23 protein-coding genes and 1 other annotated feature are annotated in these 23,819 nt (G+C 28.7%); of the genes, 9 read left to right on the top strand and 14 right to left on the bottom strand.

The features are described from left to right. Window positions 1-348: 348 nt before the first annotated feature. A complete protein-coding gene (locus tag KQI38_RS01380) occupies window positions 349-1,383 on the bottom strand; it encodes a radical SAM/SPASM domain-containing protein (RefSeq protein WP_216554566.1) in 1,035 nt (344 codons plus the stop codon). Further along, on the bottom strand, window positions 1,373-1,651 hold the full coding sequence (locus KQI38_RS01385; RefSeq protein WP_216554568.1) for a PqqD family protein: 279 nt from the start codon (window positions 1,649-1,651) through the stop codon (window positions 1,373-1,375). The genes KQI38_RS01380 and KQI38_RS01385 overlap by 11 nt, the downstream gene beginning before the upstream one ends. Window positions 1,652-2,228: 577 nt before the next feature. Between KQI38_RS01385 and KQI38_RS21840 the strand changes: the two genes are divergently transcribed. Then, window positions 2,229-2,585 carry a transposase gene (locus KQI38_RS21840; RefSeq protein ID WP_338114433.1) on the top strand — a complete coding sequence of 119 codons (357 nt, stop codon included), beginning with the start codon at window positions 2,229-2,231 and terminating at the stop codon, window positions 2,583-2,585. A 1,094-nt stretch (window positions 2,586-3,679) separates the two neighbouring features. Here KQI38_RS21840 and KQI38_RS01395 read toward each other — a convergent pair. From KQI38_RS01395 to KQI38_RS01415, 5 genes are all read right to left on the bottom strand, one after another. Next, window positions 3,680-4,558 carry an AAA family ATPase gene (locus tag KQI38_RS01395; RefSeq protein ID WP_246565507.1) on the bottom strand — a complete coding sequence of 293 codons (879 nt, stop codon included), beginning with the start codon at window positions 4,556-4,558 and terminating at the stop codon, window positions 3,680-3,682. Window positions 4,559-4,772: 214 nt separating this feature from the next. Next, window positions 4,773-6,401, bottom strand: coding sequence for a hypothetical protein (locus KQI38_RS01400; protein WP_216554570.1), 1,629 nt, complete (start codon window positions 6,399-6,401; stop codon window positions 4,773-4,775). Beyond that, window positions 6,402-7,181 (bottom strand): ABC transporter ATP-binding protein, encoded by a 780-nt coding sequence (locus KQI38_RS01405; protein ID WP_216554572.1) that lies wholly within the window; start codon window positions 7,179-7,181, stop codon window positions 6,402-6,404. 94 nt (window positions 7,182-7,275) lie between these two features. Further along, window positions 7,276-7,815 carry a DUF2087 domain-containing protein gene (locus KQI38_RS01410; RefSeq protein ID WP_216554587.1) on the bottom strand — a complete coding sequence of 180 codons (540 nt, stop codon included), beginning with the start codon at window positions 7,813-7,815 and terminating at the stop codon, window positions 7,276-7,278. 11 nt (window positions 7,816-7,826) lie between these two features. Further along, window positions 7,827-8,201 (bottom strand): hypothetical protein, encoded by a 375-nt coding sequence (locus KQI38_RS01415; protein WP_216554589.1) that lies wholly within the window; start codon window positions 8,199-8,201, stop codon window positions 7,827-7,829. A gap of 182 nt (window positions 8,202-8,383) precedes the next feature. Here KQI38_RS01415 and KQI38_RS01420 point away from each other — a divergent pair, with 182 nt between their 5' ends. After that, a complete protein-coding gene (locus tag KQI38_RS01420; protein ID WP_216554595.1) occupies window positions 8,384-9,385 on the top strand; it encodes an aminopeptidase in 1,002 nt (333 codons plus the stop codon). 43 nt (window positions 9,386-9,428) lie between these two features. Here the strand turns inward: KQI38_RS01420 and aspS are convergent, their stop codons facing one another. The 3 genes from aspS to KQI38_RS01435 all read right to left on the bottom strand — a co-directional run bounded on the left by aspS (window position 9,429) and on the right by KQI38_RS01435 (window position 13,035). Continuing rightward, window positions 9,429-10,718 carry an aspartate--tRNA(Asn) ligase gene (gene aspS, locus KQI38_RS01425; RefSeq protein WP_216554602.1) on the bottom strand — a complete coding sequence of 430 codons (1,290 nt, stop codon included), beginning with the start codon at window positions 10,716-10,718 and terminating at the stop codon, window positions 9,429-9,431. Between the two features lie 178 nt (window positions 10,719-10,896). Then, window positions 10,897-11,124, bottom strand: a binding site (T-box leader). A 147-nt stretch (window positions 11,125-11,271) separates the two neighbouring features. Continuing rightward, complete coding sequence (locus KQI38_RS01430; RefSeq protein WP_216554604.1) at window positions 11,272-12,372, bottom strand: radical SAM protein; 1,101 nt, start codon at window positions 12,370-12,372, stop codon at window positions 11,272-11,274. Between the two features lie 18 nt (window positions 12,373-12,390). Continuing rightward, window positions 12,391-13,035 carry a TetR/AcrR family transcriptional regulator gene (locus KQI38_RS01435; protein ID WP_216554613.1) on the bottom strand — a complete coding sequence of 215 codons (645 nt, stop codon included), beginning with the start codon at window positions 13,033-13,035 and terminating at the stop codon, window positions 12,391-12,393. 172 nt (window positions 13,036-13,207) lie between these two features. Between KQI38_RS01435 and abc-f the strand changes: the two genes are divergently transcribed. After that, the gene (gene abc-f / locus KQI38_RS01440; protein WP_216554615.1) at window positions 13,208-15,091 is read left to right on the top strand and encodes a ribosomal protection-like ABC-F family protein; all 1,884 of its coding nucleotides are present in this window, start codon (window positions 13,208-13,210) and stop codon (window positions 15,089-15,091) included. 86 nt (window positions 15,092-15,177) lie between these two features. Here the strand turns inward: abc-f and KQI38_RS01445 are convergent, their stop codons facing one another. Both KQI38_RS01445 and KQI38_RS01450 read right to left on the bottom strand, forming a co-directional pair. Further along, window positions 15,178-15,948, bottom strand: a complete 771-nt coding sequence (locus KQI38_RS01445) for a sugar phosphate isomerase/epimerase family protein (protein ID WP_216554617.1) — start codon at window positions 15,946-15,948, stop codon at window positions 15,178-15,180. Between the two features lie 70 nt (window positions 15,949-16,018). Continuing rightward, complete coding sequence (locus KQI38_RS01450) at window positions 16,019-16,600, bottom strand: GNAT family N-acetyltransferase (protein ID WP_216554619.1); 582 nt, start codon at window positions 16,598-16,600, stop codon at window positions 16,019-16,021. Window positions 16,601-16,847: 247 nt separating this feature from the next. On the opposite strand from KQI38_RS01450, the gene KQI38_RS01455 reads away from it, so the two are divergent. After that, window positions 16,848-17,354, top strand: coding sequence for an RNA polymerase sigma factor (locus KQI38_RS01455; RefSeq protein ID WP_216554621.1), 507 nt, complete (start codon window positions 16,848-16,850; stop codon window positions 17,352-17,354). Continuing rightward, complete coding sequence (gene rsiV / locus KQI38_RS01460) at window positions 17,347-18,240, top strand: anti-sigma-V factor RsiV (protein ID WP_216554623.1); 894 nt, start codon at window positions 17,347-17,349, stop codon at window positions 18,238-18,240. The genes KQI38_RS01455 and rsiV overlap by 8 nt, the downstream gene beginning before the upstream one ends. A gap of 141 nt (window positions 18,241-18,381) precedes the next feature. On the opposite strand, the gene KQI38_RS01465 is transcribed toward rsiV, so the two are convergent. After that, window positions 18,382-18,960: a TetR/AcrR family transcriptional regulator gene (locus KQI38_RS01465; RefSeq protein WP_216554624.1), complete on the bottom strand. Its 579-nt coding sequence runs from the start codon at window positions 18,958-18,960 to the stop codon at window positions 18,382-18,384. Window positions 18,961-19,154: 194 nt separating this feature from the next. On the opposite strand from KQI38_RS01465, the gene KQI38_RS01470 reads away from it, so the two are divergent. The 4 genes from KQI38_RS01470 to KQI38_RS01485 all read left to right on the top strand — a co-directional run bounded on the left by KQI38_RS01470 (window position 19,155) and on the right by KQI38_RS01485 (window position 23,625). After that, window positions 19,155-20,951 carry a flavocytochrome c gene (locus tag KQI38_RS01470; protein WP_216554626.1) on the top strand — a complete coding sequence of 599 codons (1,797 nt, stop codon included), beginning with the start codon at window positions 19,155-19,157 and terminating at the stop codon, window positions 20,949-20,951. A 273-nt stretch (window positions 20,952-21,224) separates the two neighbouring features. Next, entirely contained in the window at window positions 21,225-21,677 is a 453-nt protein-coding gene (locus tag KQI38_RS01475) for a UBA domain-containing protein (protein WP_216554628.1), read from the top strand. Between the two features lie 93 nt (window positions 21,678-21,770). Further along, window positions 21,771-22,454 carry a response regulator transcription factor gene (locus KQI38_RS01480; RefSeq protein WP_216554630.1) on the top strand — a complete coding sequence of 228 codons (684 nt, stop codon included), beginning with the start codon at window positions 21,771-21,773 and terminating at the stop codon, window positions 22,452-22,454. Continuing rightward, window positions 22,447-23,625, top strand: coding sequence for a sensor histidine kinase (locus KQI38_RS01485; RefSeq protein ID WP_216554631.1), 1,179 nt, complete (start codon window positions 22,447-22,449; stop codon window positions 23,623-23,625). The genes KQI38_RS01480 and KQI38_RS01485 overlap by 8 nt, the downstream gene beginning before the upstream one ends. 70 nt (window positions 23,626-23,695) lie before the next feature. On the opposite strand, the gene KQI38_RS01490 is transcribed toward KQI38_RS01485, so the two are convergent. Beyond that, window positions 23,696-23,803 (bottom strand): adenine deaminase C-terminal domain-containing protein, encoded by a 108-nt coding sequence (locus tag KQI38_RS01490; protein ID WP_246565509.1) that lies wholly within the window; start codon window positions 23,801-23,803, stop codon window positions 23,696-23,698. Window positions 23,804-23,819 lie beyond the last annotated feature (16 nt).

The raw sequence follows: 23,819 nt of genomic DNA on the forward strand, positions 1-23,819 counted from the left end.
AATATACTCAAGTTTAAAATATCTTAATAAAATTTATTTTTTTAATAATCATGAAACTTTAATTGTTGTAAATTGTTTTGTCTAGATATTCCTAAACGTCTATCAACTGTGCACATCCATATAAACTCTTATCCTCTGATAATGCTAATCCAAAATATCTACAGATAAATTTTTTCTTAATTTTTATGTTCCAAAGGGTTGTCTTAGATATTAAAAATGAACTTTCAAAATTATAGCATCAATTAGCTGATTGTTTGACCCCTACAAGTCTTACATAATTTATCTAATACAGAAGTAATCTAATTTAAATTTGAAAACTTATAGCAAATTTTTTTAGCACCATGAAATTTATAGTTGTTGTGAATTCTGTTTTCTAGCAATTGCTATCTGTCTATCAACTGATGAACATCCATATAACGTCTTGTCCTCTGATAATGCTAATCCAGGACATCTACCACAAAAATCTATTAAATCACAATTAACACATTCAGGTAAATCTTTTTTCTTCATTCTTTTAATTTTTTTTAATTCTTCAGAGTTATTCCAAATATCTGAAATTGAACTATCGAAAATATTACCAACTTTGCACAAAAATGAATTGCAAGGATATACATTACCTTTACAATCTATGTAAATATTGTTAATTATTGGTTTACACAAGTAATCATCAAAATCAAAAAGTGGTTTTATTTTTTTAGATTCACCAATATCTTGCATTCTATCAATATCCTTAATGATTTTAGCATAATCATTATTGTCAATCCTTAATGACACAGGTGATATATCTCCATTGTTTTTGGAACTGATTGCAGTTGTTACTTGATATTTAAAATTATTTTTATCACAAAATGATTTTAACTCTTTATATTCACAACTATTCTCTTTCATTAATGGTGTTTTGATTTCTATGGGAATATTATACTTGTCCATTAAAAAAATATTATTTAGTACTTTTTCTAAAGAACCAGATATTCCCGTTATAGAATCATGTATTAAACTATTTAATGAAAATATAGTAGTTGAAAATTCAGCAATGTATAAATTAGCTAATTTCTCAACTTTTTCTTTATTTAACATAGAAGCGTTACTGAGTAAATTTACTCTAAAGTTTAAACTTCTAGCAATTTCAATAATTTCAAGGACATCTTGCCTAAAGAAAATCTCTCCACCCGTAAAAGTAACATCAAATGTTCCTAGCTCTCGTAAATCATTAAGTAATTTTGTTATCGTTTCAATATTCAATCCACTGTCATTATGCTCAGGTATATAACAGTGTTTACACTTCCAATTGCACTCTGTTAATAATTCAATAGTTGCATGTAAAGGAATGTTTTTGTCGATAGAAATTTCTTCTAATGAAATGTTTAAAATATCATGACTCATAACAATCTTCTCCTTTTGTTAGCAATTTTTTTGAAATTAAATCTTCTACAAACTCTTTCAAATCACTTGTAATAATATCGTTTGCCACATCATATTGTTCACTTAATATTTCCACTATTTCTTTATACAAGTTATGAGATTTAATCAATATCCAAAACTCTTTTCCAATTTCTTTCAAAGTAAATTCTTTTTTAGTAACTTCATCAATTATAAATATCTGATTATCTATTAATTGCCATGAAATATTTTTCGAATAATAAATTTTCATAACTACCACCTCCATTATTATAGTTACCTTTAGCGTTAACCATAACTTATAACGCTTTGAATCACTGTATTTTAAACAGTAACCTTTCCTTATCACTCAAAATATTTATATTTCCAAAAGGATTTTTGCCTCTCTATGTCGAATAATATAAGTACGACCAAATATTATATTAAGGATGCAAAAGCCTTTATATGAACGTCAATTAATCTTTAACAATATCTATTTGTTTGCATCTAAATCTAATAGTAAAACAAAATTTAAGGTTACTGAATTACTTAGTTTCCTTGATACCAACCATTATATTGCCTATCTATGTGATTTTAAGCCTTTTAGATCCTTGCCTTCTTATTCTGTCTTTCAAAGGTTTATTAAATATATAGACAATGAATCCTTAAAATAAATTATAAAATCTCAAGTATTAAAACTTCAACAACTTGAATTTATCGATAATTCTTTTGTTTCATGTGATGCAACTCAGATATTTGCTAATACTAAACAAAATAATTCTAAGTCTTTCACTATCAATAAATTTAAGAAAGACAACCATCCTAAATCTGATCTAGATTGCAAATTAGGTATTTATACTTCATCTAATTCTCATAATGAAAAGAAATATAAATTTTATTGGGGTTACAAGAATATTATTCTAACTGATGTTATTTCTGGTATTCCTATTGCTGAAATTACAACAACTACTGAAATCGCCGAATCTTCTATGGTGATTGATTTTCTTAAAAAGGTTAATCCGTGGTTTTCTCTTAATGAAACTTATTTTATTGGCGATAAAGCCTATGATACTAAATACATTCATAATTTTATTCGTTATGACCTTGATGGTCATGCCTTCATCCCACTTAGTCCTTGTAGCTCTAAGGAAAAGAAAATGCTAAGTGATTCTAATGCCATTAGCAAAGCTCGCTATGCACAAGGATAGTAAACAATATTTTGATTCTTATATTAAGCAAAAGTTTTGCTGTCCTTTTAGAACTAAGAAAGGTGATTCTTTATTCTCTTGTAAACATCCTAGATATTTTAATGGTAAGAAAAATAGAAAATGCACCAGCTGTATTACAATAGATACTAATTATCCGGCTTCTATAAATCAAAAATCTATCTTTCTTAAAAAATTTATGCTTTAAGAACTGAATCTAAAAAGTATAATTACAAAATAAAACAGTCTTAATCTTGAAAAATCTACGGTACGTAACATTAATTCTATTTCTAATTTAAATACTTTAGGTCATTTTACACTTTTATCTCTGGCTCTTAAAACTATTGCTGATAATCAAAAAGATAAAATTAGATTTCTATCTAAGTTTAAAAAAGTTTCATAAGCCTATATACATTTAGCTCTTTAGTTTTTAGGTTAGAATTATCAACCCTTAGCCTTGATATGCCATTTTTTGACTTAATTCTTTTAAATTTTCAATTTCCAAGCTGAAAATGATTAATTTCTATCCTTTCTAGATGAATATATATTTGATGTTCATTATTAAAAGTTCTATGTTAAAATTTTATTAATTATGCTCATATCCATCTAATTCATTGTGAATCATCTAAATTATATAATTAACTAGGGATATATTCAATGAATTTAATCCGATATTTTTGGATATTTTTCGACATCTTTAGATATATTCTGTTGCATTTTGTCGAATAATGCTAAAATAATGAATAGACTACATTAAATAGGAAAATTTGATTCAGATCAATGATATGCTGATATTTGCAATTAAATTGTCTTGTAGCTTATATTGTTCACTAAAACTCTAAAAACTTATGAATTTATAATCCCATAATATACAAGATCTTCATATCTATCCTCCCCGTATAATCTTTTTAATTACCTAGGATATCTTGATTATAAAGCATTAAATGTTAAAAGACTATTAAGTGTCTGTTGATTTAATTCTCTTATTAGTTGATTTAGCATATTTAAGCATAAGAATGCAGAAGATAAGTCCTTACTAAGGGGTAATTAAATAAGTTCATGAAAGCACCCTCACCTCTTCAGATTATGATTATAATCTATACCCCAAATTCGCTTTCATATTTTTTAAAAAATTCATAATATATACGTAGATTTTCTAATTCTGTCCATCTTTTCACCTGAATTGGATTTTCATCAAGATTATATATTTTTGCTCCATGCATAGCAAGGAAAAATGGAGAATGTGTTGATATAATAAACTGGCAGTCAAAAAATCGTGCAGAATCCTCGATAAACTTCATTAATTTCATCTGACGTTTTGGAAAAAGGCTGTTTTCAGGCTCATCTAATAAATAAAGTCCATTTTCCTCAATTTTTTCTGTAAAATATAGAAAGGCACTTTCACCATTTGAATACTTTCGTACATTATCCATCAATTCATTCCTCACAAAACGTGACTGCGTTTTGCTTCTAGCAAAATTTGCCTTTTTAAGCTGCTCGTAATCTGCTATAGACTTCATTTGAAAATGAGAATACTTAGCATCCAAATATTCTTCAAAAAGTTCTTCCCGTTTTTGGTCAATTCCTTCGTTGAGGTTGCGGATGTTAAACATATAATCAAATACATCATCACTGGTAATAATTCTACTTTTTTCAGAAATATCAGTTCCAAGTTCCATTGTACACATACTGACATAGTCTGTATAAAAATTAGATTTATTATAGATAGAGTCACGATTGATCCCTGTCTTTTCTGCTATCACATTTAATGCTGTTGATTTTCCTGAGCCATTCCCACCATAGAAAATCGTTATCGGCTCAAAATCAACTCTTTCAAGACCATTTTTTGATAGTATCTTAAATGGATAAAAAGAATCATAGCACGTTCTTTTTATATTAATCAAAAAGTCAAATTCTATATCCCCATTTGGAAATGTAAAAGTATTTAAATAAACCATTATTATCTTCCTTGTCATCATATTATATAAATAATTTTATAAGTGAACTGCTCTCCACTAGTGAAATCAATTAATTGAAATTGAATGATGTTTACTATAATATTCTTATTTTGTTATAATACTATCTCATGGTAAATGAACATTTACAACAAGAATTACATTATCCATATGTTCAACAACAATCAATGTATAGTAAACATATGACGTATATAGCAATATATCATCCTTCTTCTTAAGCAATACATTTACCCCAAGCTATTTTACTCACTATTAGTCCAATTGGAATATAAACATATACACCATAAGGAATTATAGTTAACATATAATGTCCTAATGCAAATAAACCCATTATAAATAGACCTACTAATATGTTACCCCCGCCAGCAGGATTTTCTGTTACTTCAAAGGCTTTGGAAAATGGCAAATTATTATCTAGTATCTTAAATTCAATAATAATATAAAGTAACATATTTATTCCAGCTACTATAACATGTTCAACTATCTGCATCTTATATATAATTAAAAATATTAAACTGACTAAAATAAATACTGGTAGGAATAAATTTATAATTGCAGCTTTAACAGTACCCTTATAAATAGCAGACTTATCTTTTATGGGTATAGTTTGATATATCCAAGCACCTTTATAATTTCCAGAATAACCTAATGCTCCTAATACAGTAGGAATCATCATAAATACTATATAAAACCATAAATAATTCTTTGTATTAGAAACATTTAAGAACTCCCTCCGATTCATGCTAAGCATCATAAAGAATGGGAATATAATAGACATTCCTAAACTTGGATAAACCTTTAGCTTAAATGTTCTTTCATTTTTCAACATATTAGTGGCAAACTTATAAAAGACTCTCTCTTCTTTATTTCTACACAATATCTTTGACATAAAAATATTGGCCTTATTTTTATCTTTAGTTTGACCTTCTGTACTATTTAGTTTCAGTAAATTTCTTTCGAATGTCGGTATTAATTTTATATAAATCACTATAGATAAAATTGGGATTAAGATTCCAAGTATAGAGTAGATTATAATATAACTCTCATGATTACCATTTAATATTAACTCAAATGGCGCGGCAAACCATAATGGTGGAAAAAAATACTTCCATAGGCTAGGATTATATTCCATATTATTTATATCTATAATATTAAAAAGCCTACCTATCATCTGATATCCTAGGGACATAATTATAGTTAGTCCTATTTGAACATAATTTATAATATCTTTTAACTTTTCACCGCTAGAAAATCTGAGAATCACAAGGTAAATAAGGGCAGTAAGTATAATTATAAATAGTGCAATCAAAATAACTTCTAATAAGTATATAAAAAAGAAAGTCAATCCATGCTTTTTTATAGATACAATAAGTGAAGGTCCAGCAATAGCCATAGTGATTGTTGCAATATACATAAATATATGTAATATCTTAGCCATATTTAAGGTTTTACTATCTACGGGTTTTGAAAGTAATATTTCCTTATCTTTAACATCTAACAATACTGAGCTAAAATCTGCTATTAAAGAAGTCATTAATAAAAACATAGTTATTCCAAATATAAAACTCATTTGGAACAAAAAATTTTTTCCAACTACTATAAATACAATTAAAAAAGCTCCCATTAGAATATATATCCATAAAGATTTTAAGAAATTATTCTTATCATCAGCTTCTTTTGCTTTTTTCTTGTTACTTTGATTACTCAAAACAGTAGATACTCTTCTTCCATCTAATATTAGCTTTACATTAAGTATCTTTCGCATCATAGGATAATCTACACCTATTTTTTCAAATAAATTCTTGAAGAAATCCAAGAATTTTAACACTTTAAAATCCTTCATCTACATCACCTCTTCTATGGTAGCTACTATTTCCTTAGCCATTTTCTCATGCTCATTGAATCCTGTTAATTGATTGAAAATCTCCTCTAATGAGCTATCCATGGTTCTATCTTTTAAATCATCGAAGCTACCATCTGCTACTATTTCTCCATTGTTTATAAGTATTATCCTACTGCTAATCTTTTCCACTACTTCCATGATATGAGAAGAATAAAAAATAGTCTTTCCTCTTCTAGCCAATTCTGCTAGTACTTCTTTAAATACCATAACACTGTTTGCATCCATTCCACTTAAAGGTTCATCTAGGAATAGAATATCAGGATCATTGATTAAAGCTGATATTACAAGGGTTTTCTGCTTCATTCCCTTAGAATAAGAACTGATTCTAGCATCATAAACATTTTTAATCCCAAATAAATCCATTAGCTTCTCAGCTTTTTTATTTGCTGCTTCATATTCCATACCATAAAGTTCTCCAATAAAAGTGAGATACTCTCTTGCTGTAAGATTTTCATAAATCTCAGCTGTCTCTGGTACATATCCAATTTTCTTTTTATATTCTACTTCACCATTTCTTATATCTTTTCCAAATATCTTTATCTCCCCGGAATAATCTCCAACTAAACCTAACATAATCTTCACTGTAGTACTCTTTCCTGCTCCATTTGGCCCTATATACCCTATAATTTCTCCCTTATGTACATCTAGGTTAATATCTCTTAATACCTCTTTACTTCCATAGCTTTTTCTTAGACTTCTTATGGTTATTATTGGTTCCATATTCACATCCCCCCTGTTAATATATTAACCACATTATACCATAATGAATTCTATTTCTTATATGTTTATGAGAATACTATGAAATTTCCTCTAGCTATATTCTTTTATATATTCCATCCTTTCTTTCCATAAGATTGAACCCTACTAAATCTCTCCTTATGGTACAAAAATCATCATGAAAGTCTGCAATTATTAGATTAACTTCTTTTTCTGTATAAGTTCTATCCCTTTCAAAGCTTTCTACTATTTTCTCTAAAATAATTTGCTTTTTCTTTTTCTGTACTGGTATTTCCTTTAACTTATTATATTTGAAAAATGATTCTATTACTTTTCCTTTATATTTTTGTTCTCTTTGATTTAACATTTCTTCTTCATTTCTATTATCTTTTATTAGATCTTTAAGATTCATTGAAAATATCTTTTCATTTAAACTATAAATTGCATAGTATTGTTCCTTTTTACATGATACTATATTAGCCTCCATTAACTTTTTAAGATGAAAAGATACTGTAGAAGTAGATAAATCTAATCTCTCAGCTAGCAATTCTACATACATAGGTTCTATCATTAAATTATTTATAATTCTTAATCTTGAATTATCCGCTAAACATTTAAAAATCTCTAATGAGTTCAACTCTATCACTCCTAATTAATATCTAACTGATTATAATATTCTTTAAATCGATTCTTCAATTCTTCTGCTTCTTGTATTTTTATGTCTTCAATTATTACTTCCTTTTCTTTTTCAAATTCTAAGGCCTTTTCTTTATTTATATGCCAAGGCTCTGTTATCTTATCAAAAAAACCTAGATACCTTTCTCTTAGAGCCATCGGATTATCGCTGAGACTAATGTTAAACATCTTATAAAATATTTCAACTATACTTAGTCTTACTTTTTCTAAATTAGCCTCATCTACACATTCCTGTTTTTGTAAATCCTCTATACTCCTTTTAAAATTCTCTTGTTTTTCTCTTAAGAAATTCAAATAATTTTCCTTTAACCAATTTATATCTTTCATCTTCTTCCCCCCTATGATTTATATCATTATTCTATACCACGGGAGTTATTATTTCAATATATATCTATATATATTTTATACATTTAATTCTATAACTATAAAAATAGATTGCTTTTTGAAAAGTTTTATATTAAAATATGATTTGATATATATCGAAACAAATTTATTTAGGAGGTATTGATATGGAATTTATAGACCTTATTCCAAATATTTGTGAAGGATTTCCCTTTGAAAAAGGAGATTTTGTTTTATTAAACTTTTGGGGTGATAAAGAAGATTTAGAAATTTTAGATTTACTTTCAGAGAATATAAGTAAAAAGGGGATCATTCCTTTTAAAAATCATTGCTCAAATTCTTTCTTTGAAAAGGTAGTTCTCAACTTGATCCGTAATGATCAAAAATTTGCACAAGAATACTTGGACTATCTAGCATCTTTTAAACATGTAATAGATATATTCATGTATACACCAAGTTTACCTAATGGAATTTCTGAGCCAGAAATTCCTAGGTTTAAAGAGTATTTAGGTGAATTATTTAATTCTTTAACTGAAGATAAAAAATATTATATACAGCTTACTGTTCCTACAGAGGCAAATGCTTCTAAGGCTGGTTTAGATTATGATATTTATAACTCTGCTTTATGTAATGCTTTATCCGTAGACTTTCCTAAACTTAAAAGATCTTGTAAAGAAAAGCTGGAAAGCCTTAGAGATAAGAACAGTGTGGAAATACTCACCGGAAAAGAGTATTCATTAAAATTAGATATTAGTAATAGGGAATGGTTTGTAGATGACGGATGTGGAGATTTTCCTCCAGGTGAAGTTTATATAGCACCTATAGAGAATAATAGCAACGGAGATTTGCTAGTTTCTATAGTCAATTTAAAGGGACAAATATATAAGGATGTACTTATGACCTTTAAAAATGGTAAACTTATAAGGTCTTCTTCTAAAGAAGTGGATGAATTCTTTAACTCGCTCCCAGAAAATTTCAAAATCCTATGTGAATTTGGAATTGGACTAAACCCTCAAGTTAAAGATTTAATAGGCTTTACATCTATCGATGAAAAGGCCTTAGGTACTTACCATATTGCATTAGGAATGAATCATTTATTCGGTGGAGAAAATAATTGTCCCTTCCATATGGATTTTGTATTTACTTGTGATGATGTAATATTTAATTAGATTTAATAGGAGGTAATTAATTACCTCCTATTAAAACCTAAATCTATGGAGTTAATCTTGTTCTATCTCTTGTAATTAATGAGGCTTCTCTTATATTTTCTAATTTGAGAAGCTGCATTGTTATTCTTTCAAGTCCAATGGCAAGACCTCCATGCACAGGCATCCCATATCTAAATACGGAAGTGTAGTTATGATATTTTTCTGGATTTAAACCTTTATATTTTATATTATTAATTAACATATCATACTCATGAATCCTCTGTCCTCCAGTGGTTATTTCTATACCTCTAAATAGCAAGTCAAAACTATGAGTTTCACTTTCTCCGCAAGGCATTGTATACATAGGTCTTTTCTTTCTTGGATAATGAGTTAAAAATATGAATTCACATCCTAATTTTTCCTTTGCATATTTACAGATTAACTTTTCTCCTTCAGGGTCTAGATCTCCATCAATATCAACTTTATTATATTCCCTTCTTAGAATTTCTAAAACCTCACTAAATTTCATTCTTGGAATAGTATTTTCTATTTTAGGTATAGTTATATTTAATAGTTCTAAATATTTCTGCCCTTCTTTTTCCACCTTGCCTAGTATATGCTTTAGAAGGCTTTCCTCCATATTCATTATATCTTCTTCACTCTCAATGAATCCCATCTCGAAGTCCATGCTTATATATTCATTTAAATGTCTATTAGTATTATGTTGCTCTGCTCTATATACATGAGCCACTTCAAAAACTCTTTCATATCCAGCTCCAACCATCATTTGTTTATAAAATTGAGGACTTTGTGTAAGATATGCTTTATTTTCAAAATACTTCATTTCAAATATCTCTGTTCCTCCCTCAGCCCCTTCTGCTACGATTTTAGGCGTAAAAATTTCCGTAAATCCTTCATTAATTAAAAACTCTCTAAATCCTTGTACTATAAGATTCTGTATTTTAAATATAGAGTTTATTTGTTTATGACGCAAACTTAAAATTCTATTATTTAGCATAGTATCTAAACTAATTTCTAATTCTTCTTTATTGATTTCAATAGGTAACTCTTCTATCGCTTCATTTAGTATTTCAAAGTTTTCTACGAGAACTTCAAAGGGATTTAATGCGTTATTGCTTTCCTTTGCTTCCCCTAAAATAGATACTACAGATTCCAATTTTATACTGCTAATATCCATTAATTTATTGTCTATGACACATTGTATCAATCCAGTTCTATCTCTTAGGATTACAAAAGTAATTGCTTTGAGTTTTCTTATGCGATGAATCCATCCCTGAATCTTGATTTTTTCATTTATATGACTGCTTAATTCTCCTACCATAATTCTTTTCATTCTTTATCTCTCCTTTTAAATTTATTAAATAAAAAACCCCTTGAGTACTAAAACTCAAGGGGCGAAAATTCGCGGTGCCACCCTAATTAACTTATATTATCAGTCTATAAAACAAAACAATCACACTCTAATTAGAATAAATCTATTTCTAATTAAAAAAAGCTCTCACTCCCATACATATAGGAGTGAAAGCTTATACTTCACGGTGCCATCCTGTTTCAACTAAGCTAATAAACTTAAGTCATCTTTAATCCCTTTAACGGTGGAATCCGATTTATCTTACTTTGATTTTCAGATAAACTTCTCTAGGATGTCTTTCAATATTACTTTTCTCATGGAGCTTCCACCGACCTCCACTCGCTTTAGATACTAGGATAATATTTACTCTTCCCCTCAATGAATTTTATATCTTTTTATATCTATGGTAAAATATTATAATTTAATACTTATATTGTCAAGGGAATTAAAAAATAAAATCTATCTTTTATTTCCTATTTCCATTGATTAAAAAAGGTGAAATTTATATAATTATTAAAATACCTCATTAAGAATCTTAATTTGTACTTAATAGTTCTTTCACCATTTCCCTATTCTCAAAAAGTGCACAACCACCTTTATGCTCTTTTAGTAACTCATGAATACTTCTAACCTTTTCCAATAAGGGAGAATTTAATGCTTCCTCAAGTGTTACATCTTTTAGATTGATATCTGAATATGGAGCAAAAGGACATGGTTCTATTGACCCTATTGCATTAATATGCACAAATCCTCGACCTGCTGCTAAACACCCTCCAAATTTTTCTTCGTCCCCAGGAAATGCTATGAATATTGCCCTATATTTTTCTCTTAATTCATCCATACTAACTTTAAGCTGCTCTCTCTGATCTGCTGATATTACAATACTTTCTGTGGAACTATCAAATGGAATATACTCAATAAAGAAAAATGCTCTACATCCTTTGTCTATATAAGTTCCAATAAATTCATCATTTAGGACATTTTCAAAATTCTCTGTTGTGATAGTTATTGATATCCCATAGAATATACTCTTTTTTGCAAGTAAATCAATGCTAGATAAGACCTTTTGAAATACTCCCTTACCTCTTCTTTTATCTGTTTGATATCTGTCTCCTTCAATGCTTATAACCGGCATTATATTTCTAGCTAAAGAAAAAATTTCAACCCATTCTTCATTTATTAACATCCCATTTGTAAACATAGGAAAAATGATCTCTGGAAACTTTATACACTCTTTAACAACCTCTCCTTTAATAAGAGGTTCTCCTCCAGCTAACAATATAAATGATATGCCCAGCTCTTTTCCTTGGGCAAAAATATTTGACCATTGATTTTCATCAAGCTCTAATGAGTTATTATGAATTTTTTCTTTATCATAACATCCTCTACATCTTAAATTGCAAATACTTGTAATAGAGGCTATCATAAAAGGTGGTACATGAAGCCCTTTTTCTTCATATTTAACTCTAATTTTTTGTGAATTCCTTTGCTCTAATGCAATTTTTATAATACTCTTTGCTGATGCAAAATCCTTAAGGGCTATTTTGATAAAATCCTCCATAAGAAATTCTATTGATCTATTAAGCATTTTTGATAGCATTATATTAGATTCTTTTATATCGTTTAATTCTTCCATCATTGTCCCCCTAAATTATTATTTTCTAATACTATTCCAAAAGAACTCTATATGATGATTTATTTGTACTTCAATATCATCAATATTAATATATTCTACATCCTTTAACATAAATTCTTCATACATTTTATAGATTGCAAAAGCTTGAAATTCTTGGGAATATAAATATGGATTTCCATTCCTAATAATTCCTTTATCCATAAGTTCCTTCATAAATTTTTCCATGACTTTCCTTGATTTATCTATAAATTCTTCTAAAAAAAAGTTTCTTATCTTTTGATTTTTAAATTGTTCTTTTATAATAATTTTTAAAATATTGATCATTTCAGGTCTTTTGAGAATATTAATAACACTATCAAACCCACCCTTTAGGACATAAAGGATTTTATCTTCTTTTAAATCACTGTGATGTAGTTCTTTTATCTCAAATACATCTCCCATTTGGTAAAAAAGATTTCTATAATATTTAAATATCTCTTCAAGTATTTCTTCCTTACTATTAAAATGGTTGTATATAGAGCTTCCCTTAATTCCTACAATATCCGCAATCTTTCGTATTGAAGTATTATCATAGCCCTGACTTGAAAACCGTTCTATGGCTATAGCTATAATCTTATCTTTTGTACCCATTAATTCTAAATCTTCATTAAATAAATCTGCCATCTTCCCACTCTCCTAACTAACGCCGTTAGTTTTATATTATGCTAACAGCGTTAGTTTGTCAACAAATAAATTATGTTCTAGTAAATATTTTTTTATTATAATATCCTATATATCCCTATCCTTGACTATGACTATTTCTTCAAATATAATTTAGTTAAGCGAGGTGACGCATGTGATTGAATGCAGCGTAAATAATTTAACTAAATATTATGGAGCAAATAAGGTTTTTGAAAATATATCCTTTGAACTGCATAGTAACGAAAGGGTTGGATTAATTGGACAAAATGGATGTGGTAAAACTACCTTAATGAAAGTTCTAATGGGTGTTGAGGATTACCATGGTGGAAGTATTAGTTTTAGAAAAGGAAATAGAGTTGGATATTTGGACCAAATATTCAAATGCTCTAACGATACTACTGTGATAGAAATCCTTGAAATGCCATTTGAGAGTATATTTAATATTAAGCTAGAATTAAAAGTCTTTGAAGAACGTTTAAAGAGTTTATCTGGTGAGGCATTAGAAATTGAAATGAAAAACTATGGTTTACTTATGGAAGAATTTGAACGCTGTGGCGGATATGACATAGAAACTAATATAAACAAAGTATGCAGTGGACTTTTTATCCCAGACAGCTTTAGAGAAAAAACATTTGAAGGTTTAAGTGGCGGTGAAAAAACAAGAGTCCTTTTAGCAAGGTTACTCTTAGAAAATCCTGATATACTTTTATTAGATGAGCCTACTAACCATTTAGATATAAAATCTATTGAGTGGCTAGAGGAATTTCTCTTAGGCTACAATGGTACGGTACTCATGGTGTCACACGATAGAAGCTTCCTAGATAAAGTAGCCAATAGAATCATTGAACTAGAACCTACTACCACAAAAATATATGATGGAAACTATAGCTATTATATTGTAGAAAAGGAAAGACGATTTGAGCTTGAATATAATGCTTATATTAATAATCAAAGAAAAATCGAGAAAATGGAACAACAAATTGAAAGATATAGAATTTGGGGTGCCATGAGAGATAGTGAGAAGATGTATAAACGTGCCAAGGAACTTGAGAAACGATTAGAAAAAGTGGAAGTATTAGATAGACCAACATTAGAAAGCTCAAAAATTAGACTATCGGCTAATAACGTAAGTCGTTCAGGAAAAATTGTTCTTAATGTAGAGAACTTAAGTAAATGCTTTTCTGATAAAAAGCTATTTTCAGATATATCCTTTACCTTATTTTATCAAGATAAATTGTGTATAATGGGAGAAAACGGAAGTGGAAAAACAACTCTTCTAAAGATTATATTAGGAGAGCTTGAGCGAGATAGCGGCAATTTGACCATAGGTTCCAGTATAAAGTTAGGATATTTACCACAAAACGTAGTTTTTGAAGATGAAGATATGACAATTCTTGATTATTTTGCTGCTAAACATAGTATTAATCAATTAGATGCAAGATCTGAACTGGCAAAAATGCTATTCATTAGAGATGATGTTCATAAGAAAATAAAGTCTTTATCTGGCGGAGAAAAATCTCGACTTAAATTATGTTCCTTAATATTCGATAAAGTTAATTTTATGATTCTAGACGAACCTACTAACCATTTAGATATTGATTCTAGAGAAGTTTTAGAGGAAACCCTCTCTAACTTTAATGGCACCATCCTTTTTGTCTCACACGATAGATATTTTGTTCAAAAAGTAGCAACAAAGATAATGATACTAGATAGATCTGGAGTAAGACTATATCCTATGACATACGATGAATATTTGGAAGTAAGGAAAAAGGAAATAGCAGAGAAGATCACAATTAAAGAGTTGAAACCAATTAAAACACAACCAACAAAAACAGCTAAAAAACCTAACAATGCTTTTAAAATAGCAAAGGCTGAAGAAGAAATTGAAGAATTGGAGAGTAAATTAAAAATTATTAATGAAGAAATGGCTTTATACAGCGATAATGCTGATAGGTTATATGAACTCTTTGTTGAAAAGGAATCAATTGAAAAGCAGCTTGAAGATTCTTATGAATTATGGGAAACACTTAATGTCTAAAGTCCCTTTAGTTTTATATATTTATATCTAATATATAGACCTTAGCTTTATGCTAGGGTCTATACTTAGAAAAGGTTATACTGTCTCTATAACCTTTTTATTGACTTTCTTAAAGCTTCTTCCGTTTTTGTCTCTATTACAATCGTTAAATTATTCTCCTCTGCAAATTTAATCCTTTCTTTTATAGGAATAATTCCTTCAAATAGAATTTGATGGTCACTATTTCCATTGTAATCATGTAAATGCATGTGACTTACTTTGTGAGGATTTTCCAAATATATTTTCTTCATCTTATAATTAGACATAGCATCATGTCCTACATCCCATGTAAAGTATAAGTCATCTATGCTAGTTATCTTTTTAAAAGCTTCTTCCATAAAGTCATGTACTTTCATATTTTCTACACATACTTTTATTCCTAAGGGTTTAGCAATATCTATTATTTTAATCATAGAATCTATAAACTTTTCAATAAATATTTCCCTGTGTCTATCATAGACAAATACTTTCTCCTTAGGTAAGGTAAAATAAATTCCCGGATTTAAGTGAATATTTATTTTCTCTACTCCAAATTTAGAAGCCCATATTGCCATATTATTAAACAATAGAATATTAGCATGTCTTATTTCATCATAGAAACATCCAAAATCAATTTCTTCAGGAAAATGAAGTGTAAAGTTAATATTATATTCTTCCATTAATTTTAGCATTTTTTCTGAATTATTCTTATCTGGCATACAATAAGGTAAATTCATATTTAATTCTATAAAATCTAATTCTAATTCATTACATAATATTACATTATCTAAAATAGTATCTTTTTCAATTAAAGTAGGCATACCAAATTTACAAGACATTACATTCCTCCCGCTATAATTATAATAATTTCTTAAAATAAACTAATCTAAAGCTCCAAATATTCAATTTCTATTTATGATTTTCTAATCTATATACAACCATATTGTAAACTTTGCTGCTAAAGTATCCTTCCTCTTGAACTCTATTTATCTCAACAAAATTGCATTTTTCTAAAAGATTAATTGATTTAAGATTATTTTCCTCTGTATATGCTAATATTTCCTCCAAGTTCATTATATTAAAACCATATTCAATTACACTTAATAACGATTCTTTCATTAATCCTTGACCTTGATAATCAGGTATAATTCCATATCCTAATTCTCCGCTTTTTTGTTCTTCATTAATGTTCCAGATGCAAACAGTTCCTATAACTTTATGTGATTGTTTATGTTCAATTGCCCATATAATCCATTTATTATCATCGATGCCTTCATTCATTCTATCAATGTAAGCTCTTGTTTCATAGATATTTTTCTCTAGCCTCATATCTGTATATTCGTTCATTCTTGGATCTTTTCTCATTTCAAATAGATCTTTAGCATCATTAGAACTCATTCTTCTAAGAATAAGATTTTTCGTTTCCATATTAGGAAAAGAATTGAAATCTATCATTTTAATTACCTGCCTTCGTACTATTTTTATAATCATGAATAAATACGCTATTCCCTATTTAGATATTAATACCCTTAATACATAAGTAGATTACTCATAAATATTGATTTTCAATACCTATATAACATATATTACCATTAATTCCTTGCTAATATCATAAAAATTTTATGATAAAATAAATTAATTATTTTTTAAAAGCTAAAACTTTTTAGACAGCATATCCGTCTATATAATGTAAGATGAAAAAAGGCATCTATACAATTGAAGGGAGAAATTCGTACGAATGGCAAATAATTTAGAAAATCAACTTGAAGACTATATTATTAAAAATAAAGAACTTTTTTATAGGCTAGCTTACAGTTATGTTAAAAATATTGATGATGCCTTAGATGTTGTTCAAGAATCTATCTATAAAGCTTTTTCATCTATTGATTCCTTAAAAGATTTTGGCTATATAAAAACCTGGTTTTATAGAATTATAGTAAATGTTTCTTTAGATCTTCTCCGTAAGCGAAAACGGGAAATTATAACTGACGAAGAATTTATATTAAGTAATGACGTTGGTGCAGTTGACCATTATACAGATATAGACTTAAAAAAAGCCTTAGAAACTTTACCCGAGAACTATAGAAGTATAATAGTGTTAAGATTTTTCGAAGACTTGAAACTAGAAGAAATTGCAGAAATTTTAGATCAAAATATTAATACTGTGAAAACCCGTCTCTATAAAGCATTAGAAATATTACGCTTATCAATGGATGATGAAGATAAGGAGGCTAAAAATGGATAACAGAAAGTTAGAACAACTAAAACAAGAACATATAGATATTCAAATTCCAGAAGAATTAAACCTTTTAGTAAGAACTTCAATAAAACAGGGGAGGAAAAACATGAAAAGAAAAAATAATATTAAAAAAATAAAGATAGCATCAGCTTCAGTGGCTGCATCCGTTGTTCTATTAACAGCAGGAGTGAATACTAGTCCAGTACTTGCAGATACGTTATCAAAAGTACCTGTTGTAGGCGGCATAGTACAGGTATTGACTTTCAGAGAGTATAAAGTAGATGAAAATAACTATGATGCAAATATCAAAGTTCCAGAAATACAAGGACTAGAAAATAAAGAATTGCAAAATAGTTTAAATGAAAAATACTTAAATGAGAGTAAGGAATTATATGACCAATTTATGAAAGACATAAAGGAACTAGAAGAAGCAGGGGGAGGTCATTTAGGAGTAGACAATGGATATATAGTCAAAACTGATACAGATAAAATACTTTCCATAGGTCGTTATGTTGTAAACACAGTAGCTTCATCTTCAACAACATTCAAATACGATACTATAGATAAAGAAAAACAAATTTTAATAACGTTACCTAGTTTATTTAAAGATGATACTTATGTGGATATCATCAGTGATAATATTAAAAGTCAGATGAAAGAGCAAATGAAATCCGACGAAGACAAATTTTATTGGGTTGAAGAAGGAGAAGAACCTATAGAACTATTTGAAAAAATTTCAAATGAACAAGGTTTTTATATCAATGATAAAGGAAAATTAGTGATTTCATTTGATAAATACGAAGTAGCTCCTGGATACATGGGTACACCTGAGTTTGTTATTCCAACAGAAGCAATATCTGACATCTTAGTAGGAAATGAGTATATAAAGTAATAAGTTTTAGTAAATTACCCCTTAAATATTTAAAAATAATTTTACCCTCTTAATCATAATGAATAAGAGGGTAAATCTATATTTATTAAGATTCTTTTGGAAACATTAAATCTTCTTTAAAGTCTTTTATATTTACCCCTTTTATATAATTCTTATCAATCGCCTTGTATAATTAGTAACAAATTCAACTAAATCATAGCTTCCACCATGTAAACACCAATCAAATATTACTCCCCTTAATGCAATAAACAGATATCTTACAATTTCCTCTGATTGCATATCTGTATTTATTTGACCCGATTCTTTTCCAGCATCTATTATATCTTTTAATACAGATTGCATATGCCTACCTTCTTCTATAAATAAAATATTACTTGTACTATATATCTGTTTTAATTGATCTATCTTTATAGCTTCACAATACTTAGCATAGTGTGCAAAGAAATTTACTATATTTTCATAAGCATCTTGTCCAGTTGACACATTTGAAACAGTATTTAAGAAATAATCATCTGCTATTCTAAATATTTCATTCAATATATCTTGCTTTGATTTAAAATAATTATAAAATGAACCTACAGATACACCAGCCTTAGTGCATATTTCCTCTACAGTAATATTTTCAAATCCTTTTTTTTCAACTAAACTCATGGCAGCATTATAGATATTTTCATAGGTTATCTGTGCCTGAATTTGCCTCTTATTAAGTCTTTTATTCATATTAATTCTCCTTAGACTATTATTATATAAATTATACATCACAATAGTGTTTTGTCAAAATTATACTCTTTTGATAAATATTTATTAAACATTATTGACATTTTATTAACCAAATTATATAATGAATTCATTCACTGAATGCATTCACCGAATTAGTTCACAATGTAATATTTTAAACAAAAGGAGGAGTTCTATTGAAAAGTTTTAAAAGGTTATTGTCCCTATTATTAGTAATTTCTATGGTTTTATCTTTGGCAGGATGTAAAAAAGCTACTGAAACAAATAATTCTACTTTATTTAAACCGGGTAAATACATAGGTGAAGGAAAAGGAATTAATGGTACAGTAAAAGTCGAAGTTACAGTAACTGAAGATGAAATAACAGATATCAAAGTATTAGAACATAATGAGACCCCAGGTGTAAGCGATTTAGCTATTAACGATCTTCCTCTTCAAATTATTGAAGCTCAAGGTTTGGGGATTGATACTGTTGCAGGTGCTACAATGTCAAGTAATGCTATATTAGAGGCTGTTGGTCAAGCTTTAGAAAAGGCTGGAGCAAATATTGAAGCTCTAAAAGAAAAAACTGCTGGGAAGGACTCCCCTTCAGCTACTGTTACGGAAAAACAAGCTGATGTTGTTGTAATAGGTGGAGGTGGTGCTGGATTAGCCGCTGCAGTATCAGCACATCAAAATGGGGCAAGTGTAATTGTACTAGAAAAAATGCCTAGAGTTGGAGGAAATACCATGATCTCTGGTGCATCTTATAATGCTGTTGACCCTAAAAGACAGGAAGCACAAGGTATAGAGGATTCTGTAGATAAACACTTTCAACAAACCTATGAAGGTGGAGATAAGCTTGGAAATCCAGAGCTTATAAGAATATTAGTTGATAATGCTTACCCTACTATTGAATGGCTAGAAAGTATGGGTATGGAGTTCAAAGATACACTTCATACTGTTCTTGGTGGACTATGGCCTAGAGCTCATGCACCAGTTGAACCTTTAGGTACAGGATTTATCAATACCTATATGAACTATATCAAAGAAAATAATACTGAAATGGAAGTATTAGTTAATACAGAAGCTACTGAACTTATAATGGAAAATAACAAAGTTATAGGTGTTAAAGCTAAAAGCCCAGATGGAGAATTAATCCTTAAATCTAATAATGGTGTAATTATAGCAACTGGCGGTTTTGCAGGAAATGTTGAAATGAGAGATGAATATAATAAGAATTGGCCATCATTGACAAATCTTAAAACTACAAATCATCCTGGTGCAACAGGAGATGGGCTAGCTATGGCAAAGACAATAGGTGCAAATCTTATAGATGTGGAACAAATTCAATTATTGCCTATGGGAGATCCTAATACAGGGAGCTTAAGTGGAAATATCGAACAAGGTGTTGAAAATCGTATATTCGTGAATAAAAGCGGAAATCGTTTTGTTGACGAAGGGGCTCGTAGAGACGTAATGACAAAGGCATTATTTGAACAAGAAAACTCCTTCATGTGGGTAATTCTTGATAGTCATTCATATCCCACTGGTGATGTTAGAAATCACTTTAATGAAAGCATTGATGAGTTAGTTACAGAGGGTAGAGCATATAAAGCTGATACCTTAGAAGACCTTGCTAAACAAATAGGGATTAATCCTGAAAACCTAGTAGAAGCTGTTAATAAGTTTAATAGTTGTGTTGAAACTGGTAAAACAGATGAATTTGGTAGAACTCTATATCAGTTTAAAATTGATACTGCACCTTTCTATGCAGGAGCAAGAGTTCCAACTGTTCATCATACAATGGGAGGAATACAGATAAATACAAGTGCACAGGTATTAGATACTAATGGAAATGTAATATCTGGATTATATGCAGCTGGTGAAGTTACTGGAGGTATTCATGGTACTAACCGTTTAGGAGGAAATGCATTAGCTGATATTAGTGTATTTGGAAAAATTGCTGGAGAAAATGCAGCAAAAAATAATTAATAATAATTTAGAAAAACTAGCCTCTTTGCTATATAGCAGAGAGGTTAATTTTATGATATTGCAACTTCTGTATACTATTTTTAAACTTTGAAAATTCATCATAGTTTTGGGGATTCTTGTTTTCTTACATCAAAACTATTTCTGTTTTCCCATTTTGTACCAATTAAATTATTTAATTTATTTTCTAATGAAATTTTAATCTTCAGTTAATAATCTTTTAATTATACTACTTTATTATATAAATATAGAAAATAATCAAATGGAGGTATTAAAATGGAAATTACTCTTGAGCAAATTGATTTAATAAGAAAAAGAGCCAATGTAAGTTATAAGGAAGCTAAGGAAGCATTAGAAAAATTTAATGGAAATATAGTTGAAACTTTATCTTTTCTTGAAGAACAAAATAAAATAAAATCTGAAGGAGGAATTAAAGACTCCTCTTTTATGAAAAACATTCAAGATTCTGCATCAAGATTAAATAAAATCAATTTTATCATATATAAAAATGAAAAAACTGTATTAAATATTTCTTCCTTAATTGCCTTAACAATAGGAGTATTTACTTTACCTTTCTCCATAGCTGTAATACTTTTACTTGTATTAACACATCATAAGATAAGGCTTGAAAAAGATAATGGAGAAGAATGTAGCATAAACGATAAAATTGATAAGATATCTAGCGACTTAACTTCTGCTACAGATAAAATTGTAAATGAATTTAAATAATAAATAAAGCCTGCTGAATAAATCAGCAGGTTTTATTTATACTGTTTCTAGAATCATAAAAATAGTATAATGATATTTAAGGGAGTGGTTGTTATGGATAATAAAAAAATCTTAATCATAGAAGATGAGATCAAAATAAGTAGATTTCTTCAGTTAGAGCTTGAACATGAGGGCTATATTGTAAATACTGAACAAGATGGAAGACTTGGATTAGAAAAAGCTCTCCAAAAAGACTATGACCTTATTCTATTAGATGTAATGCTTCCATCTCTAAATGGGATGGAGATATTGAGAAGATTAAGAACAACCTCTCAAGTTCCTGTTATTATGCTTACAGCTAAAGATGAAGTAATGGACAAAGTAATGGGACTAGATATAGGAGCTGACGATTATATTACAAAGCCTTTTGCAATAGAAGAATTATTAGCTAGAATAAGGGTAGTCTTTAAACATAGTAGAATTCCTGCTACTGAATCAAACATTATTCAAGTAGATAAATTAGTTCTTGATATGGATAAATACTCTTTAACCTATGATAAAGACCCTATTGATCTAACTAAAAAAGAATTTGATTTACTTAAATATCTTATGCTAAATAAAGGGATTGTCTTGACAAGAGATAATATTCTAGAAAAAGTTTGGGGCTATGATTATGTAGGAGATACAAATATAGTAGACGTATATATACGTTATCTTAGAAGTAAAATTGATGATAAATATAATAAAAAATTCATCCATACTATTCGAGGAGTGGGGTATCAATTAAAAGATGAATAAATCAAATCTGGGACCAGTATTTACATTTTTATATAAAATTATTAAGAATATATTGTATATTGCAGTGTATATATTGCAATTCTTAATTGACTTATTAAAGAAATCTATAGAAAAAATAAGTAACAGACTTAGATTCTCTATAACATTTAAATTAACCCTTAGCTACGTATTTATTTTTATATTAATATCTATTATAACTAATACTCTCACCATAGTAGGATTCATACGCTATGTTGGTAATACTCCTTATTATGATTATGTAACAATCTTGGCACTTATCCTATTAGCTTCTAATGTATTAGGTATACTTCTTATAGTATTGATTGGATCAAAGGCAAGCAGAAAACTTCTTTCTCCAATAGATACGATGACAAAAATGGTAAAAGAAATATCTATAAATGACCTAGATAAAAGACTAGACGTAAGGGGATCGAAAAATGAATTAAAAGATCTTGCTATAACCTTTAATGACACCCTCAACAGACTTGAAGAATCCATCGAAAAACAAAATCAATTTATTTCCGATGCATCCCATGAGCTCAGAACCCCTATTTCAGTAATACAAGGATATGCAAACCTGCTTAATAGGTGGGGAAAAGACGATAAAGAAGTTCTTGATGAGTCTCTTGAAGCCATTAAAAATGAATCTGAAAATATGAAAAACCTCGTTGAAAATCTACTTTTCCTAGCTCGTGGAGATAAACATACTCAAAAAGTAGCTAAAGAAGATTTTCCTCTCAACAAACTCATAGAAGAAATATTAACAGAAACTAAATTAATTGACGATAGTCACATAATAACCATTGAAAGAAATGAGGAAATCATTGTAAAAGCAGATAAAAACCTCATAAAAGAAGCATTAAGAATATTTCTAGATAATAGTATAAAATATACTCCTGCTGGGGGTACTGTAAAATTAATGTCTTATGAGAAAAATGGCAAAGCTGTAATAACTATAGAAGATAGTGGTATAGGGATTTCAAAAGAACATCTTCCTCATATCTTTGATAGATTTTATAGGACTGACAAATCAAGAACCAGAGAAAGTGGAGGAACAGGTCTGGGACTATCTATAGCAAAATGGATCATAGACAATCATTCTGGTAACATTGATATTGATAGCAAAATAGATATAGGAACAAAAGTTACTATAGAACTTCCCTTACGATAAATAGTAAATATAAATAATAAGGACACCCCCTCAAACTTTAGCTTGGGAGTTGTCCTTAAATATTGTTTATTTATCTAATAACAGGAGGCAGAATCTTAAAATTATTCACATCTATCAGTCCTTTGTCTGTTATCTTCCATGCTGGACTTGTAGATAGTGCTAAGAAGGATAGATGCATTAGTGGTGCATGGATT

The organism is Tissierella carlieri, assembly GCF_018917285.1.
Taxonomy (GTDB): Bacteria; Bacillota; Clostridia; order Tissierellales; family Tissierellaceae; genus Tissierella; species Tissierella carlieri.